This is a genomic window from Gordonia sp. BP-119 (assembly GCF_016924115.1).
In the GTDB taxonomy this organism is placed as follows: domain Bacteria; phylum Actinomycetota; class Actinomycetes; order Mycobacteriales; family Mycobacteriaceae; genus Gordonia; species Gordonia hongkongensis.
Map to the genome: position 1 here is coordinate 64,818 of NZ_JAFFZF010000014.1, position 17,882 is coordinate 82,699.

The window sequence follows — 17,882 nt, forward strand, 5'->3', positions numbered from 1 at the left end:
CGGGTTCATTGACCAGTCGTTTGATCGTTCGGAGATAGTCTCCCACCACGCCCGGATCGTTGCTAATGTCCCGATCCATGAGTCAGCCGCCGTATCCCCCTGTCCCGCCGCCGGACCCGCAGCAACCGGGCGGCTTCCCCGGGCAGCAGCCGCCCCAATACGGGCAGCAGCCGCCGCAGTACGGGCAGCAACCGCCGTACGGCCAGCAGCCGCCGCCGCAGCCGCAGTACGGCCAGGCCCCGCCTCCGCCGCCTCCGGGCGGGCCGCAGTACGGTGACGCCGGGGCCTATCCCGGAGCCCCGGATCCCTACGGCGCGCCGGGAGATTCGGGCAAGATCGACGTGGGCACCGCGTTCTCGTGGGCCTTCGGCAAGTTCAAGAACAACGTCGGCGCGATGATCCTGCCGGGCCTCGCGGTGTTCCTGTTGGGCGCAGCACTCATCGCGGTGGGGTTCTCCGCGGTGTCGATCTTCGGCACCACCGAGACCGTCGACTACGGCAATGGCTTCTACTACGAGGAGACGTCGCTCGGCCTCGGCGGCGGCATCCTCCTCGGCCTGGTGTACCTCGTTTTCATCCTGGGCCTCCTCTACATCCAGGCGAGCATCATCTCGGGCGCGGTCCGGGTGGCCAACGGCGAACCGGTGACGGCGAAGTCGTTCCTGACCCCGATCCGCTTCGGGCCGGTCATCGGAACCGCGATCCTCGTCGGCCTCATCACGGGTATCGGCTACGCGCTGTGCATCATCCCGGGCATCATCGCGATGTTCTTCCTGATGTTCTCGGTGGTCGCGACCATCGACAAGAGTCTGTCGCCGATCAACGCGATGAAGGCGTCCTTCGAGTTGACCAAGTCGAAGGTCGGCGACTCGATCCTGACCCTGCTGGTCACCTACGCCATCAACCTCGTCGGCGTGCTCCTCTGCTACGTGGGACTCATCGTCGCGGCTCCGGTGGCCCAGTTGTTCCTGGTGCACTGCTGGCGTCGGCTCAACGGCGCGCCCATCGCGCCGGCCGACCCCGCCTGACGCCACCCGTTCCTCCTCGGGGCGTACACGATTCGTCGTGTACGCCCCGAATTACGTTGCGCGGCGGTCTCAGCGGTCGAGGCCGGACAGGAATGCCTCCACCGCACCGCGATACACATGTGGCGCGTCGTCGTGGATCAGATGTCCGGCATCCGGCACGCGGAGATGCCGGGCGTGGTCGTTGACCGCGCACATCGTCCGCATCTGCCCCGGCGGGGTGACCCCGTGCTCGGCCTCGATCAGCAGCGCCGGCACGCCGACCGAACGCCATTGCGTCCAGAAATCGCGTCGGCCCCATTCCTCGGCGATCGCGGCCCACAACGGAATCCGACCGTGTAACCGGCCGTCGTCGAAGGCCTCGAAGAAGTAGCGGCCGGCCACCGGCCCGAACATCTCGACGGCTTCGGCCTCGGAGGCGAATCGGTCCGGCCAGGACTCGAACCACGGGGTCCAGCTCGTGGTGGTCCGGCCGCGGAAGTCGGGGGCCATGTCCTCGACGACCAGCGCTGCGACGAGTTCGGGGTACTCCGCCGCCGCGCACCAGGCGTGTAGGGCTCCCATCGAATGCCCGATGAGGACCGCAGGCCCGCGGTCGATCCAGGTGAGGACCTCGGCGAGGTCGGCGACGAACCGCTCCGTCGCGAGTTCGCCGTCGTCGCAGGGTTGTTCGGCGTAGGCGCCGGTGTGGAACGCGGCGTCGTAGGTGAACACCCGGCCGTACCGGCGCAGCCACGGGACCTGGCGGCGCCATGTCCGTCCGCGGCCCATCAGGCCGTGCAGCAACACGATGGGCGGCGCCGCGCGCTCGACTGTGGCCGACGATCCGTTCGCTTCGTCCGCGACTTCGGGACCACCGTGGTCGCGAAGTCCGGTCTCCTGCGGAACCTCACCGTCGAACATGCCAGAACTGTAGTCGCAGAACCGCAGTGCCACCGACGACCGGCACGGGGCCCGACCACCGTGTCGTCGTTCCCCAGACGACCGCCCCCGCACAGCGCCTATGGTGGACGCATGTCTGTTGTGAAGATCAATGCCATCTCCGTCCCCGAGGGCGCGGGCCCCGAACTGGAGAAGCGGTTCGCCAATCGCGCCCACTCGGTCGACGGGTCCAAGGGGTTCCTCGGATTCCAGCTGCTGCGTCCGGTCAAGGGCGACGACCGCTACTTCGTCGTCACCGAGTGGGAGTCCGAAGAGGACTTCCAGGCCTGGTCGGCGGGTCCGGCCCGCGAGGCGCACTCCGGTGAGCGCGCCAAGCCGGTCGCCTCGGGTGCCGATCTGCTCGAGTTCGAGGTCGTGCTCGACGCGCGGCCCAAGTCCTGAGACGAGCACGCCCTGACCCCTGAACCGGCGGCGGGCGCGTCGCTCGTCGCGCCCATGTTCCCGCTCGGCACCGCCCTGGTGCCGAGCGCGGAACTGCCGCTGCGCATCTTCGAACCGCGCTATCGGCAGATGCTCGACGACCACGTCGACACCTCGACCGATCCACCCACGGTCCGATTCGGCGTGGTGCTGATCGAGCGCGGTTCGGAGGTCGGCGGCGGCGAGTCACGCTGCCGCGTCGGCACGCTGGCGCACGCCGAGATCACCGCCCGGCTACCGGACGGCCGCGCGACGCTGACCGCGATCGGCCGACACCGGTTCCGGGTCGAGGAGTGGCTGCCCGACGATCCGTATCCGCGCGCCCGCATCACGGTGTTGCCCGAGCGGACCCCGAGCCGCTCCGATCTGGCCCGTCTGCGCGACCTCGCCGAACGACACCGCGAGCTGATCCGGCGGAAGTTCCGCGCCGCCGGCGAGGATCCCGAGCCGATCATCGCCGCCTTCGCCCTCATCGACTCCGATCCCCGGGCCGCGGACCTCTCGCCCATCCACCGGTGGGCGGCGCAGACGGCGGGACAACCGCATGACCAGCAACGACTCCTCGAGGCCGAGGACCCGACCGATCAGATCGAGATCCTCCACGACGTGATGCAGGGGATGGAGGCCCGGGTGGCCTTCGGGAGTTCCTGACGACCACCCCTGGCATCAGAGTTAGAACGTGTTCTAGTATTGCGTGTGCCGTAGTTCACACCTGTCCGTCGGCGGCTGTCGACCGCCCACGCCCGGACAGGGCCCCGTCCTCTGAGGAGCACACGCGTAATGACCGAGACCGTGGAGTCCCAACCCGCCACCCTCACCGGCGGGGGCGATCAACCCCAGTTGCTCATCGGCGGCCGATGGGCCGATCCCCATTCCACCGAGACCCTCGAGGTCCACTCCCCCGCCACCGGTGAGCGCGTCGGTTCGGTACCGCTCGCCGACGCCACCGACGTCGACGCCGCGGTCCGCGCGGCGCGCGCGGCCTTCGACTCCGGGGTCTGGAGTTCGACGCCGCCCGCGCAGCGCGCCGACATCATCGCGAAGGTCGCCGATCTGATCGACGAGCGGGGCGACGAGATCACCGCGCTCGTGTCGGCCGAGATGGGCGCGCCGCCGAGCGCGATCAGCACCCTCCAACAGCTCCCCGGCACCGGTGTCCTGCGCGCCTACGCCAACGCGGCCCGTGACTATCAGTGGGAGGAATACCGCACCGGCCTGTTCGGCACCACCCGCATCACCCGCGAACCGGTGGGCGTCGTCGGCGCGATCTGTGCCTGGAACGTCCCGCTGTTCATCACCTGCAACAAGATGGGTGCCGCACTGGCCGCGGGCTGCTCGGTGGTGCTCAAACCCGCACCCGAGACCCCCATGACCGGCAACTACGTCGCGCAGCTGTTCATCGAGGCAGGCGTGCCCGCCGAGGCGATCTCGGTGGTCACCGGCGGCGCCGAGACCGGGCAGGCGCTCGTCGCGCATCCCGACGTCGACAAGATCACCTTCACCGGTTCGACCGCGGCCGGCAAGGCGATCGGCGCCGCCTGCGCCCAGACCCTCAAGCGGTGTTCGCTCGAGCTGGGCGGCAAGTCGGCCGCCATCGTCCTCGACGACGTCGACCTCGCCGCGAACGCTTTCATGCTGACGTTCCTCGGCCTGTTCAACACGGGCCAGGCATGCGTCGCGCAGACGCGAATTCTGGTGCCGCGCAGCCGACAGGACGAGATCGTGGCCGCGATGGTCGAGGCCGCGAAGGCGATGAAGGTCGGGCTGCCCTCCGATCCGGAGGCCCAGCTCGGACCGCTGATCACCGAGAACCAGCGGAACAAGGTCGAGGAGTACGTCGAACTCGGCAAGAAGGCCGGTGCCACCGCGGTTCTCGAAAGCGAGCGTCCCGAGGGACTCGACTCCGGCTACTTCCTCACCCCCACGATCTTCACCGGCGTCACCAACGACATGGCCATCGCGCAGGAGGAGATCTTCGGTCCCGTGCTGTCGGTCATCGCCTACGACGACGTCGACGAGGCCATCGCCATCGCCAACGACTCGAGCTACGGACTCGCCGGCACGGTGTGGACGAACGACGTCGAGCGCGGCATCGAGATCTCCACCAAGATCCGCACCGGCACCTTCGGGATCAATTGGTACGCCATCGATCCCGAGTCACCGTTCGGCGGTTACAAGAACTCGGGCATCGGCCGTGAGAACGGCCGAGAAGGTCTCGAGTCCTTCCTCGAGCACAAGTCGACGATGCTGCCGATGGGATACGAGGTGTCCACGGGTTAGCCCTCCCGCCTCTCACAGGGGGGAACCGGGGCCGGACGACGTGTACGTCCGGCCCCGGTTCCTGTTCTTGATGCGAGCGCCGAGTCGAAGCCACCACCCCCGCTGGTTGAGCCGGCACCGAGCGCAGCGAGGCGCCGAGTCGAAGCCACCTGGTGACCTCGACAAGCTCGGCCAGCGGGGTAGAGGCTCGGCCAGCGGATCGGAGGCTCGCCAGCGGGTGGGAGGCTCGCCAGCGGGTGGGAGGCTCGGCGAGACACGTTGCTACGCCCTTCGTGGCTCGCTTCGCTCGCACCTCAGGGAGCAGAAAGGGGCCGGCCCGCCAATTCGAGGACCTCCACCGCACCGGTATCGGCCGGTGGCTGGTGCGTCACCACGACGACGATGCGGTCGGGCCCGAACAGGTCCCGCTCGATCCCCAGGAGGCGCCGCAACAGCTCGTCGGAGTCCGCCTCGTCGAGATGCTCGGTCGGTTCGTCGAGCAGGACGACCGGCGCGGGATGCAGCAGTGCGCGGGCGAGCAGCAGTCGCCGCCGCTGCCCGCCGCTCATCGCATCGGCCCCACCGGTGAGGACGGTGTCCAGACCGTCGGGAAGTGCTGCGGCCCAGCGCTGCAGCCCGGCGGCCGCCAGCGCGGTGTCGATCTCCTCGTCGGTGATGTCACCGCGGGCGACGCGCAGGTTCTCGCGGACCGACGTCGAGAAGATGTGCGCCTCCTCGGCGAAATAGCATCCCGCCGAACGTAACCCGACGATCGAACCGTCGCCGACGTCGACCGCCTCGACGTCCCCGGCCATCGGCGGCAACAACCCGGCGAGGGTGAGGAGCAGCGTCGACTTCCCCGCCCCGCTCGGGCCGGTGACCACCAGACGCGAACCAGGTCGCAGGTCGAGATCCACGCCCGCCGCGGGACCGAGGACCTCCCGATCCCGGTGTCCCCAGCGCAAGCCCGTGGTCCTCAGGCGCACCGGAGACCGATACACCTCGGCGTCGGTTACATCGACTGTTCCGTCGGCGTGCGCCCCGTCCACCAGCGCCATGAGCCGGGCCGCACTCTGTCGGCTCCGCTCGATCTGCAGCCCGGCCTCGGTGAGCGGCGCGGTGGATTCGAAGGCCGACAGCGGCAGCAGGACGAGCACACCGAGGATCATCGGCGTCAGTCCAGCCCCCGAACTCACCCCGGCGAGCGAACCCGAGGTCGCCGAGGCCAATTCGACGGCGATGACGCATGCCGCGATCAGCGACGCACCCAATGCCAGCGGAGTCGCCGCCGCGGCGGATGCCTGCCACCGGATACCCCGGTCCGTGGCGTCGAGATGGCGGCGATCCGCCGCTGCGGCCGCTGCCAGCGCGTGATGGCGTCTGCGTGCGACGACGAGTTCAGGCGCGTGCCACAGCGCCGTCGTGGCGGCCTCCGTGGCCTCGGACGCGGCCTGCGCGCCGTCGCGGATCGACCGGGCACCACCGCGTGCGGCCAGCCACGGCGCCACACCGCCGCTGACGGCCAGCGCGAGTGCGAGCACCACGGCCGCGGGCACCGAGACCAGCGCCATCACCACCACTGCCGCAAGCGATGTCGTGGCACCGATGCCGATCGGGATGAGGCCGCGGATGAGGGCGTTCCCGATCTCGTCGACGTCGTCACTGGTCCGGTTCAGCAGTTCACTCCGCCGCAGCGTGACCGAATAACCCGGTGCGCCCGACGCCAACGCCGTGTACACCCGTTGCCGCGCGGTGGCCATGGCCTGCAGAGCGAGATCGTGGGTCGCCAGCCGTTCCAGATAGCGGAACACACCGCGCGAGATACCCAGCGCCCGGACCGCGGTGATCGCGACCGACAGGTACAGCACCGGCGGCATCTGCCACGCACGGGTGATGAGCCAGGCCGACAGCGCCGCCAGGAAGAGGGCCGAGAGCGAGCCGCCGACACCGAGCGCGAGCGCGGTGAGCGCGGGACGCCGGCGCAGGCCGAGGAAGCCCAGGGCCCGGATCAACGGATCACCGCGCATGGTCCACCTCCTCGGCCGTGCCCGCGGCTGCTGTGCCGGTGGCCGCCGGGAAGTCCACCACCCGGTCCGCGTACTCGCGGGCGACTCCCCGGTGCGCCACCACGACGACGGTGTCCCCGGCCCGAGCGCGATCGCGGAGTGCGGCGAACACGTCGCGCTCGGACGCCTCGTCGAGGTGGGCGGTCGGTTCGTCGAGCAGCAGCAGCGGCGCCGGCGAGGCGAGGACTCGGGTCAGGGCGAGGCGTTGCCGTTGTCCCGCGGAGAGCCCGACCCCGCCGGTTCCCAGCACCGTGCCGAACCGGACCGGCAACTCGCCCAGGACCGCGGCGAAGCCTGTTGCCGTGGACACCGATTCGAAGGCGTCGCGGTCCAGCGCGCCGAGCAGCTCCAGGTTCTCGGCGACCGTGCCCGGCACGATCACCGGTTGCTGGGGCAGCCAGGCGATCTGTTCGTGCAGCGCCGCCGGATCGGCCTGGGCGACGGGGATGGACCCGATCAGCACCGATCCCGCGTCCGGAGCGAGCAGGCCCATCATCGCCGCCAGCATCGTCGACTTGCCCGACCCGTTCGGTCCGGCGAACACGGTCAGCGCCCCGGGTTCGATCGTCGTGCGGAGGCACTCCGGCGCCCATCCGTCGCGCCCGTGGATGCCGACGTCGAGCACGGTGATCGGTTCGCCTGCGACGCTGACCCCACGATTCCCGGTGGCGGACAGCGTGGCCGCCTCAGACTGCGGTGTGATGAGCTCGAAGACCTGCTCGGCTGCGGTGAGGCCGTCGGTGGAATTGTGGAACTGCATGCCGACCCGACGCAGCGGCAGGTATGCCTCCGGCGCCAGGATCAACGCGAAAACTCCTGCGTACAACGACATCTCGCCATAGACCAGACGGAGACCAATCCCCACGGCGACCAGTGCGACGCAGAGCGTGGCCAGTAACTCGAGGACGGCGCCCGACAGGAACGCGACCCGCAGCGAACTCATCGTGCTGCGGCGGTGGGCTTCACCGAGTTCACCGACCCGAACCGCCGGGGCGCCGGCCCGGTTCAGTGCGCGCAACGTCGGCAATCCGGCGATGAGGTCGAGGAGCTGGGCACTCAGCCGGCTCATCGTCGCCAGCTTGCGTGTGGTGCGATCGCGCGTCATCAGTCCGACGAGCACCATGAACAGCGGGATGAGGGGCAGGGTGACGAGGATGATGAGCGCCGACGGCCAGTCGGCGAACGCGATGACCACCGTGACCGTCGGCGTCAGAACCGCCGCGGCCACCAGGGCCGGTAGGTAGCCCGACAGATACGGCCCAAGGGCGTCCAGCCCGCGCAGGAGGACAGTGCTCGCGTGTTCGCGGATCGCCGTCAGCGATCGCGGCGACGTGCGGGCCGGATCGGTGAGGACATCGAGGGCCTCGGCACGCATCTCCGCGATCGCACGCTCGGCGGCGCGGTGCGCGTATCGGTCGTGTCCGTATGCCATCGCGGCCCGGGCCGCCAGTGCTGCGGCCAACACGGTCAGGTGAACGCCCTGCGCGGCGAACGACCGCGCCCCGGGCGACACGATCAGTTCGGAGACGATCGACGCCACCATCGCGGCCACCACGATGATCGCGACCACCTCGGCCACCGCGAACGCCGCGGTGACCCCGACATACCGCCGCGTCGTCGGCGAATACCGCAGCAGCCGGGGGTCGAGCGGAGGCCGGGCGGTGCGTCTCACTTGCTCGGGATTCGCAACGACGGAAGTCCGGCCGGGTCCGGGATGTGCGCGACCGACAGTCGCTTTCGGAACACCCAATAGGTCCAGGCCTGGTAGCCCATCACCACCGGGGTGATGAGCACGGCCGCCCACGTCATGATCGTGAGGGTGTAATCGCTCGACGACGTGTTCTCGATGGTGAGGTTCCACTGCGGATTCAGGGTCGACGGAATCGTGTTCGGGAAGAGCACGGCGAACAGCGTGGCGACCGTGCCGGCGATCGCGATGCAGGTGAACATGAATGCGTAACCCTCGCGGCGGATCTGGGTGGCGGCCACCATGCCCACCGCGGCGACGGCGGCGATGAGCACCGGAATCCAGGTCCACGAGCTGCCGTAGGCGAACTGGGTCCACAGCAGGAACACGGCGGCCACGATCAGTGTCGGCCAGGCCAGCCGGGCAGCGTAGCGAGCCGAATCCTCCTGCAGCACACCGGAGGTCTTCAGCGAGATGAACACCGCCCCGTGGGTGAGGAACGCGAGCAGGGTCGTGGCGCCGCCGAGCAGGGCATACGGGTTGAGGAGGTTGAAGAACCCACCCGTGTACTGGGCGTCAGCGTCGATCGGGAGCCCGCGCACGATGTTGGCGAACGCCACACCCCACAGGATCGCCGGAATCCACGAACCCAGCCCGATTCCGACGTCGCACCACACGCGCCAGCGGGGGTTGTTGATCTTGCCCCGCCACTCGATCGCGCAGACCCGCACGATGAGCCCGATGAGGATGAGGAACAGCGGTAGGTAGAACGCACTGAACATGGTTGCGTACCAACCGCCGAAGGCCGCGAACAACGCCGCACCCGCGGTGATGAGCCAGACCTCGTTGCCGTCCCAGACCGGGCCGATGGTGTTGAGGAGCGCGCGGCGCCGTTTGTCGGGGTCGGCTTCGGGATCGTCGGCGGCGACCTTGTCGTCGCCGCCGGTGTGACTCGAACCGAGGATCGGCATCAGCATGCCGACACCGAAATCGAAGCCCTCCAGTACGAAATACCCGACGAACAGGAACGCGATGACCAGGAACCAGATTTCTTCGAGACTCATGAGCACGCTCCTCTAGTACGCGAACGAGAGCTGTTTGGGTTCATCGGAATCGGACTCGTCGTCGTCGGTGTGGCCCGGCGGTCGCGCATCGTGTGCGGCCGGGCCCTCGATGACATAGCGCCGCTGCAGCATGAACCACACGATGCCGAGGGCACCGTAGAGCAGCGTGAAACCGATCAGCGTGACGAGCACGGTGCTTGCCGAATGGTTGGACACACCGTTCTGCACCAGCATGCTGATCCGGAGCGGGTCGAGGTCGTCCTCCCAGTTGGGCGCCACGACCCACGGCTGGCGTCCCATCTCGGTGAAGATCCAGCCGGAACTGTTGGCCAGGAACGGCGTCGGGATCATCAACAGGGCGATGAAGCCGAAGCGTCTGGATTCGACCACCCGCTTACGGCGCGTGAACCACAGTCCGCCCAAGGCCACGACCACCGAGCCGAGCGCCCAGGTGATCATCGCCCGGAAGCCCCAGTAGGTCACGAAGAGGTTGGGTGCGAAGTTCTGGTTCGCCGGCACGTTCGGCTGTCCGGCGAAGGCCCGGGTGTACTGCTCCTGTAGTTCCTCGACGCCCTGCAGAGTCGAATCGAAGTCGTGATTCGCGAGGAACGACAGCATCTTCGGGATCTCGATGACGTGTTCGATGTTCTCGCAGTTGTTCTGGCGGCCGATCGACAGAACCGAGAAACCCGGACCCGTCTCGGTCTCGCACAGCGACTCCGCGGACGCCATCTTCATCGGCTGCTGTTTGAACATGATCTGCGCCTGGAGGTCCCCGGTGATGAACAGCGCGACACCGGAGACGATGGTGATCCACAACGCGAGTCTCGTGACCGGCCGCCAGAGGTCGCGGGCGTCCTTCTCGAGGTCCTCGGGTGTGGCGTCGACGTGGCTCGGCGAGGTGCTGTCCGGGATCTCGGACAGGTCACCGGTGTCCGCGGCCTCGCGGATCTTCTTGGCCCGCCATGAGTTCCGCGCCATCCACCAGATGCCGATGGCCGCGACGAAGGTACCGGCGGTGAGGAAGGCGCCGGCGATGACGTGCGGGAAGGCCGCCAGGGTCGTGTTGTTGGTGAGCACCGCGACGAAGTCGTTCATGGCAGGCCGGCCGCGTTCGTCATCCCATGTGACGCCGACGGGGTGCTGCATCCACGAGTTCGCGGCGATGATGAAATACGCCGACGCGTTCACACCGATGGCGGCCAACCAGATACAGGCCAGGTGCACGCGGCGCGGCAGGCGGTCCCAGCCGAAGATCCAGAGCCCGATGAACGTCGATTCGAGGAAGAAGGCGACGAGACCCTCCAGGGCCAGTGGCGCGCCGAAGACATCGGCGACGAACCGGCTGTACTCGCTCCAGTTCATGCCGAACTGGAACTCCTGGACGATGCCGGTCGCGACACCGAGCGCGAAGTTGATCAGGAAGAGCTTGCCGAAGAACTTCGTGGCGCGCAGCCACTGCTCGTTGCCGGTGACATGCCACACCGTCTGCATCACCGCGATCATCGGCGCGAGGCCGATCGTCAACGGCACCAGGATGAAGTGGTAGACGGTCGTGATCCCGAATTGCCATCTGGAGACGTCCAGAGCGTCCATATCGCCTCGAATCGAGTTGCCGGCCCCCGGGCTGCGGGGGCAAGGTCGAAACCTGCCGGGTACCTACTACTAGCGGTAGTAGTAGGTCGTAGGCGCGACGTTACGCCTGGTCACCGGGCCCTTACAAGCGCCAAAGGTCCCGCCGACCAGTTCGAAGCGGTGTCTTCCCTCTCACCCACGCGGGTGTGTGCCCCAGGCGGACGAGATCAGGTGGGGGTGACCGGGATCAATTGTCGTCCACCGAGATGGCCCGGTCGACCAGATCGGTGAACTTCGCGGCGTCCGCGGCGAGCGGCATCACGTACCGGTTGAGATGGGTGACCCGCGCCGCGAGGGTCACGCTGCTCACCAGCCAGACCGAGTCGGCCGCCACCAGATCCTCGGGCCGTAGGACGTCGGTCTTGGTCGTCCAACCCTCCTGTTCCGCGACATCGAAAACCGCACGCACGGTGGTCGACTCGAGAATCCCGATCTCGGTCGGCGGTGTGACCAGGGTGTCGGAGTACACGGCGACGACCGTGGCTCGGGGCCCTTCGAGGACGGCGCCCTCGCTGCTGACGAAGATCACGTCGTCGAAGCCCTCGGCCGACGCGTGGCGCAGGGCCGCCATGTTCGTGGCGTAGCTGAGGGTCTTCGCGCCGAGGAGCTGCCAGGGCGCCGTGGCGGCGAGGTCGATCGAGAAGCCGCGAGCGAGGGTGACCACCCGGACACCGTCCGCACGCGCCGCCGACACCCGGTCGGGCACCGCGTCGACGGTGACGTACGCGGTCGGCGCCGAACCGTGCTCGCGTCCGCGGGAGTAGACGAGCCGCAGCAGTGCCTCACCCGACGACCCGTGCTTCTCCGTCCACGCCTGCGTCGCGGTCTCGATCACCGCCCGCCACTCGTCGAGATCGGGCTTGTCGAGTTCCATCGCGGCCGCACTCCGGGCCAGTCGCTCGAGATGCAGTCGGACGCATCGCGCCCGGCCGCCGCGCACGAGAAGCGTCTCGAAGATGCCGTCACCGCGCACCGCGGCCAGGTCGTCGGCGTGGAGGAAGGGAGCGTCGGCATCGTGTCGGGTGCCGTCGAGGGAGACAAGGATCGAATCCGCCATGGATAGAAGGTTGTCATGCGTCGCAGCCCCGCGCCGAATCGACCCGTAGAATCGACGCGTGAGCCGCTCACCCATCCTGACCAGGCATTCCGAGGGCGGGGCGGTGCCCGGCCCCGGCGACCTCCTCTCCGCCGACACCGCGTGGCACTACGGCGACCCCCTCGGCGAACAACGAGCCGCACAACGTGGCGTGATCATCGCCGACAGGTCCGACCGCGCCGTTCTCGAGATCGCCGGCGCCGAACGCCTGACCTGGCTGCACACCATCAGCAGCCAGCACATCGCCACCCTCGCCGACCGGTCGAGCGCCGAAGACCTCTCTCTCGACCTCAACGGTCGTGTCGAAGAGCATTTCGTCCTCACCGACATCGACGGCGTGACGTGGATCGACACCGAGGGTTCGCGCGGCGGACCGCTGCTCGACTTCCTGACCAAGATGGTGTTCTGGGCCAAGGCCGAACCCGCCGCGCGTGCGGACATGAAGGTCCTGACGCTGATCGGGCCCGGGGCCCTCGACGGTCCGGTCGCTGATCTCCTGGAGATCGGCGCGGACGCCGTCGTGTACCAGGCGGGCGGGTTGCCCGAGTCGCACCACGAGGACGAACCGCTCGGCTTCTGGCGGCGCATGCCCCCGCTCGGCGAGGACCGGGACCTGCCGGTCGTCGACCTCGTGGTGCCCGAGTACGTGCTGACCCGCTGGTGGGACACGCTGTCCGAGGCCGGCGCGCGAATGGCCGGCAGCTGGGCTTTCGAAGCCCTGCGCGTGGCCGCCCGCCGACCCCGGCTCGGCGCCGACACCGACGAACGCACGATCCCGCACGAGGTCGACTGGATCGGCGGTCCGGACGAGTTCGGCGCGGTCCACCTGGACAAGGGTTGCTACCGCGGCCAGGAGACCGTCGCCCGCGTACACAACCTCGGCAAGTCGCCTCGACGGCTGGTCCTGCTGCATCTGGACGGGAGCGTCGACGAGCGACCCGTCCCCGGCGACCCGGTCACCGTCGGCGGACGAACCGTCGGCCGGGTGGGCACGGTCGTCGACCACCATGAGTGGGGTCCCATCGCGCTGGCACTCGTCAAGCGCAACGTCGGCGCCGACGTGGAGTTGTCGGTCGGGGCCGAGTCCGCCGTCAGCGCGCGGATCGATCCGGATTCGATTCGCGACGACGATCGGGTCCAGGCGGGACGCGCGGCCGTGGAACGACTCCGCAGCGGTTCGGCGGCGCCGGGACGCAACGGTTGAGCACGGGTGTGGTGCTGGCCGTGTGCGCGGCCGGCGACGACGTGATCCTAGAGGGCATCGGCCCCTCCGCCATCGACAAGCGGCCCCGCAGAGGGCGCCTCGACGTCGACGAACTCGGTCTCGTCGACGACCACGTGGGTAACAAGCGACACCACGGCGGCGTCGATCAGGCGGTGTACGCCTACGCCGATCCCGAGGCGCGCCGATGGGCCGACGAGCTCGGACGTGAGCTTCCTTACGGATGGTTCGGGGAGAACCTGCGCATCGACGGGATGGCGGTCACCGATGCGGTCGTCGGGGAGCGATGGGAAGTCGGCACCGACGGGCCGGTCCTCGAGGTGACCATCCCTCGCGTCCCCTGCAAGACCTTCGCGGTGTGGGCGGGTGAGCCACGCTGGATGAAGCGGTTCCTGGCGCAGGCAGATTTCGGCACCTACCTGCGCGTTGTCCGCAACGGCACGGTGGCGCAGGGCGATCGGATCACCGTCGTTTACCGCCCCGGTCACGGTGTGCGATCACGTGATCTGCTCGCCGGCGGTGACGTCGAGGCGATCCGGTCGTTGCTCGCGCAGGACGATCTACCCGCGAAGGTCCGCCGCGAGGCGACCAAGATGGTGAACAAGTCGGAAAGACGCGTCGGCGCGGCAACACAGGGTGGACAACACAAATCCTAGAGGCGCGCTAGACTGGTCCCCACGACAGAATTACTTCAAGAGAACGGGGCCGCCAATTGTTTGGCCGCCCCGTCATTGTGCGAGGGGGTCCCATATGGGCCGCGGCCGGGCAAAGGCAAAGCAGACGAAGGTTGCACGTCAGCTGAAGTACTCCACTCCGAACACCGACCTGGAAAGCTTGCAGCGTGAGCTCTCCGGACAGGGCGATCCGGTTGTAGAACGACCGGATCCGGTGGACGACTGGTTGGACGAAGAGGAGTGGCGACGCGCTTGACGCGCACACTCTTCGGGCGTTGATCTCTCGACGCCCGGGATCACCCCACATTCTCTCCGCATGAGCGGACCCGCGGCGACGCGGGACCATGATTTCGTACGCACCACCCGTTTCTGATGGGTGGTGCGTGCTCATACGCACGTTCCGGGGTGATCCCGCCATGAAAGACACCGACGCCCGCCGAGGGAATCCGGCTCATCCCAATCGGGGGTGTAGGAGTTGGGGTCTGAAGCCGCCGGTCTCGAGCAGGCTTCGGGCGATGTAGTTGGTCAGGTTGCGGAACCCGAGTGCGGAGCCGCGCAGGTGTTCGAGCCGTCCGTTGAGCGCCTCGGTCGGCCCGTCGCTGGTGCCGGGTCGTTCGAAGTAGGCGAGCACGTCAGCGGCTCGCTTCTTCAGGGTCCGGCCCAGGGTGGTGAGCTCGGTGAGCACCTTGGGGACGCCGGCGCTGAGGTCGGTGATCAGCTTCTCCATGAGCTCGCGGCCACGTTGCCGGTCCTCGTGGCGATAGGCGGCGATCATGCGCTGGTAGACACCCCAGGTCGCCTCGACCTCGACGTGAGCGTCATCAACGAACAGCGCGCGTAGCCTGTCGCTCTGCTTGTCGGTGAGCAGGTCCTCGCCGGTGTGCAGCGTGCGCCGCGACTTGTAGAGCGGGTCGTCCCTGAACCCACGGTGCCCGTGGATCGCGAGTTGGACCCGGCGCCGGCACCTGTCGAGGGCGTCACCGGCCAGGCGCACGACGTGGAAGGGATCCATCACCGTGACCGCGTCCGGGATCTCCTCTGCAGCGGCGGTCTTGAACCCGGTGAAGCCGTCCATCGCGACCACCTCGACCACGTCACGGAAGGCGTCGTCGCGGTCGGCGAGCCAGGTCTTGAACGCCGCCTTCGACCGGCCCTCGACCATGTCCAGCAGCCTTGCTGGCCGGCGCCATCGCGGACCGGGGTGAGGTCGATGATCACGGTGACGCACTTGTCGCCACGCCTGGTGTGGCGCCAGACGTGCTCATCGACGCCAATGACCTTCACGCCCTCAAACCGCGTGGGGTCGTTGATCAGCAGCCGCTTGCCTTCAGCCAGGACCGCGTTGGCGGTGTCCCACGCGACCCCGAGTCCCTCGGCGACACGGGCGACGGTGAGGTGTGCGACCACGATCCCTTCCAGCGCCCACCGCAGCCCGGTGCGCGAGAGCTTCGCGCGTGGCTCCGCCGCGGCGCTGGTGTCTTGGCGCCACACGTGTCCGCAGTCGGCACAGCGGTAGCGGCGCACTACAACTTCCAGCACGGTCGGTCGCCAGCCCAGCGGCTCGTGGGCCAACCGCCGGATCACGGTGTCACGAGCAGCGCCTTCGCGGCCGCACCGTCGGCACCACTGATCTGGTTCCACCACGCGGCACGCGAGGACCGCACGATCCGGTTCAAGCCGTTGTCCGGTCACGCTCAGACCGAGGCCGTCGAGTCGAGCGAAGGCGGTCAGGTCTGGGCGGCCGAAGCCGGCCGGCGGGGTAGCGTCGGACACGTCGAGGTCTTTCGGATGGAAGGCGTAGGAACCTCCGTCGTCGGGAGACCTCGACGTCTATCTCCGGACCGACGCGCTCGGCCGACCTACACCGTCATCTGAGAAGACCCCTGAAACGTCTTCGACGACGACGGGACCGGCGAGGAGGAGGGCGCGGTTAGCTAAAGGAATGGAGCTTGCTCGGCTTCGACGCCGCCGCAAGCTCCGGTGAAACGGTCGGTACTGGTCGGTCGTCGTCGGTCACCACCGGATGGCGGCGTCCCCCACGCTCGGCGTTTGCGCAGGTCAGCGGCTCGTTCGCCCAGTGGGCGCATCAAGCGATAGACGCAAAGCCGACGTGATTAGGTCGTCGGTTCGATTCCGACAGGCGGCTCCGGCGAACAGCCCCTGACCTGCGGAAACGCAGGGCAGGGGCGATTCGGTTCTGGTGGTCGCGCGATGCGCTGGCCTCACGGCTCTGCCCGACACCGACGTCGCTCTCCTCTGCGACGGACCCCTCGCCGGCTGAGCGCTCGCGGCCGGCATCCTGTCCGTGTGCCGATAGGCCTCGCACCGCTCGGCAACGCAGCGTGGCGTTGCGTTGCGTCGCGACCTGGCGACGGCTCGGCGGGGCGCGATCGTCTAGTGCGTTGGCGGACTACGGGAGCTTGGACGCGAGGACGTCGGCCGGAAGGATCTCGGGTGCTGCGCCGAGGAGGTGCTGGTTGGCCATCAGGGCTGCGACGATGGCGCCGTTGGCGTGGGCGTCGCGAGCGGCCTCGTCAGGGAATGCATCGAAGATCCAGAAGGTGTCGGCGTGGGTCCTGACCGCGAACCAGACAATCGTTCCTACTTCTTCGTTGGCGAGCGCGACAGCGCCGGCGAGCAGATCGGCGAGCGCGTCGTGCTGTCCATCGGCTGCGACGATCTTGGCGACGAAGGCATACGGAAGTGATGCGGGTGTGGACATGAGGGGTTCTCCTAGGTGTCGAGGTTTCTTGGTGAAGCGAGTTCAGCGTATGGCGAGCAAGGGCATGTGAGAAGTGGCGTATACGGCAGTATTGCTATTGTTCGCGCCATGCGTATCGGACTGATCGCGATCGACGGCTGCTTCGGTTCGGCTGTCGCGTCGGTCATCGACATCGTGCGGGTGGCCGACGGAGCCCGCGGCGATGTCGACCCGCGGATCGACCCGATCGAACTCGCCATCCTCGGACCGAAACGGAGAGTGACCACGACGGCATCGATGACCCTGTCGGTGGACCACCCGCTGTCGGAGTCCGCAGAGTTCGACGTGGTCGTCGTCCCTGCGCTTGGAACCCTCACGGCCGCCGCTACCAACGACGCCCTCCAGAGCCGAGATGCTCGTTCGGTCATCGCCTCGCTCGGGCGCCTCGACGACGCGACCACCCGGATCGCCGCGGCGTGCACCGGCGTGTTCGCTGTCGCCGAGACCGGACGGATGCATCATCGGCGGGCGACGACCAGCTGGTTCCTGGGGCCGGAGTTCCTGAAGCGCTATCCGACCGTCGCCCTCGATCTCGACACCATGGTCGTGGTCGACGGGAACCTCGTCACCGCCGGCGCCGCGTTCGCCCACATCGACCTCGCGCTCTCACTCGTGCGATCGATCAGCCCCGACCTGGCCCAACATGTCGCCAAGCTCCTCATCATCGACGAGCGTCCGTCGCAGGCGGCCTTCGTCGCCTACGAACATCTTCGGCACGAGGACCCGATCGTCGTCGAGTTCGAACGCTTCGTGCGCGCCCGCCTGGACGAACCGTTCAACGTCGCCTTCGTCGCGCAGTCGCTCGGCACCAGCCGGCGCACCCTCGAACGACGAGTCCGTGCGGCGCTCAACCTCACTCCGCTCGGCTTCGTCCAACGGCTTCGCATCGAACGAGCTCGGCACCTCTCAGCAACCACGGACCTCACCTCCGCCGAGATCGCGCTACGGGTCGGCTACGCGAACGCCGAGACTCTGCGCTCCCTCCTGCGTAGGGAGCGACGCCGTTCCTGACCTATCGCCATGCCTGTAGC

Annotated in this window: 15 protein-coding genes and 1 pseudogene; 8 read left to right on the forward strand and 8 right to left on the reverse strand. The window is 68.3% G+C overall.

Annotation, left to right across the window (positions count from 1 at the left end):
• Positions 1-77: 77 nt before the first annotated feature.
• Entirely contained in the window at positions 78-1,028 is a 951-nt protein-coding gene (locus JW364_RS10650; RefSeq protein ID WP_068972210.1) for a hypothetical protein, read from the forward strand.
• A 69-nt stretch (positions 1,029-1,097) separates the two neighbouring features.
• Here JW364_RS10650 and JW364_RS10655 read toward each other — a convergent pair whose 3' ends face one another.
• Positions 1,098-1,928, reverse strand: coding sequence for an alpha/beta fold hydrolase (locus tag JW364_RS10655; protein ID WP_068972230.1), 831 nt, complete (start codon positions 1,926-1,928; stop codon positions 1,098-1,100).
• A gap of 111 nt (positions 1,929-2,039) precedes the next feature.
• On the opposite strand from JW364_RS10655, the gene JW364_RS10660 reads away from it, so the two are divergent.
• The 3 genes from JW364_RS10660 (at position 2,040) to JW364_RS10670 (ending at position 4,667) form a co-directional block, all read left to right on the forward strand.
• Complete coding sequence (locus JW364_RS10660) at positions 2,040-2,348, forward strand: antibiotic biosynthesis monooxygenase (protein ID WP_035717146.1); 309 nt, start codon at positions 2,040-2,042, stop codon at positions 2,346-2,348.
• Between the two features lie 54 nt (positions 2,349-2,402).
• The gene (locus JW364_RS10665; protein WP_068972211.1) at positions 2,403-3,038 is read left to right on the forward strand and encodes an LON peptidase substrate-binding domain-containing protein; all 636 of its coding nucleotides are present in this window, start codon (positions 2,403-2,405) and stop codon (positions 3,036-3,038) included.
• 129 nt (positions 3,039-3,167) lie between these two features.
• A complete protein-coding gene (locus JW364_RS10670; protein ID WP_068972212.1) occupies positions 3,168-4,667 on the forward strand; it encodes an aldehyde dehydrogenase in 1,500 nt (499 codons plus the stop codon).
• A 293-nt stretch (positions 4,668-4,960) separates the two neighbouring features.
• Here the strand turns inward: JW364_RS10670 and cydC are convergent, their stop codons facing one another.
• From cydC to JW364_RS10695, 5 genes are all read right to left on the reverse strand, one after another.
• Positions 4,961-6,673 carry a thiol reductant ABC exporter subunit CydC gene (cydC, locus tag JW364_RS10675; protein WP_068972213.1) on the reverse strand — a complete coding sequence of 571 codons (1,713 nt, stop codon included), beginning with the start codon at positions 6,671-6,673 and terminating at the stop codon, positions 4,961-4,963.
• Positions 6,663-8,384 (reverse strand): thiol reductant ABC exporter subunit CydD, encoded by a 1,722-nt coding sequence (gene cydD, locus JW364_RS10680; protein ID WP_068972214.1) that lies wholly within the window; start codon positions 8,382-8,384, stop codon positions 6,663-6,665. The genes cydC and cydD overlap by 11 nt, the downstream gene beginning before the upstream one ends.
• Positions 8,381-9,463, reverse strand: a complete 1,083-nt coding sequence (gene cydB, locus JW364_RS10685; RefSeq protein ID WP_065629163.1) for a cytochrome d ubiquinol oxidase subunit II — start codon at positions 9,461-9,463, stop codon at positions 8,381-8,383. Before cydB ends, cydD begins: the two co-directional genes overlap by 4 nt.
• 12 nt (positions 9,464-9,475) lie before the next feature.
• Positions 9,476-11,059: a cytochrome ubiquinol oxidase subunit I gene (locus JW364_RS10690; protein WP_065629162.1), complete on the reverse strand. Its 1,584-nt coding sequence runs from the start codon at positions 11,057-11,059 to the stop codon at positions 9,476-9,478.
• Positions 11,060-11,285: 226 nt separating this feature from the next.
• A complete protein-coding gene (locus JW364_RS10695) occupies positions 11,286-12,155 on the reverse strand; it encodes an aminodeoxychorismate lyase (RefSeq protein WP_065629161.1) in 870 nt (289 codons plus the stop codon).
• Between the two features lie 58 nt (positions 12,156-12,213).
• On the opposite strand from JW364_RS10695, the gene JW364_RS10700 reads away from it, so the two are divergent.
• The 3 genes from JW364_RS10700 (at position 12,214) to JW364_RS10710 (ending at position 14,346) form a co-directional block, all read left to right on the forward strand.
• Complete coding sequence (locus JW364_RS10700) at positions 12,214-13,398, forward strand: folate-binding protein YgfZ (protein ID WP_137809743.1); 1,185 nt, start codon at positions 12,214-12,216, stop codon at positions 13,396-13,398.
• On the forward strand, positions 13,395-14,072 hold the full coding sequence (locus tag JW364_RS10705; RefSeq protein WP_240198929.1) for an MOSC domain-containing protein: 678 nt from the start codon (positions 13,395-13,397) through the stop codon (positions 14,070-14,072). The genes JW364_RS10700 and JW364_RS10705 overlap by 4 nt, the downstream gene beginning before the upstream one ends.
• A gap of 94 nt (positions 14,073-14,166) precedes the next feature.
• Complete coding sequence (locus JW364_RS10710) at positions 14,167-14,346, forward strand: DUF3073 domain-containing protein (RefSeq protein ID WP_083229484.1); 180 nt, start codon at positions 14,167-14,169, stop codon at positions 14,344-14,346.
• 195 nt (positions 14,347-14,541) lie between these two features.
• Here the strand turns inward: JW364_RS10710 and JW364_RS10715 are convergent.
• Positions 14,542-15,863: pseudogene (locus tag JW364_RS10715) on the reverse strand (ISL3-like element ISPfr2 family transposase).
• Between the two features lie 637 nt (positions 15,864-16,500).
• Positions 16,501-16,812: a putative quinol monooxygenase gene (locus JW364_RS10720; protein WP_048547633.1), complete on the reverse strand. Its 312-nt coding sequence runs from the start codon at positions 16,810-16,812 to the stop codon at positions 16,501-16,503.
• Between the two features lie 108 nt (positions 16,813-16,920).
• Between JW364_RS10720 and JW364_RS10725 the strand changes: the two genes are divergently transcribed.
• A complete protein-coding gene (locus JW364_RS10725) occupies positions 16,921-17,862 on the forward strand; it encodes a GlxA family transcriptional regulator (protein WP_003941078.1) in 942 nt (313 codons plus the stop codon).
• Positions 17,863-17,882: the final 20 nt, after the last annotated feature.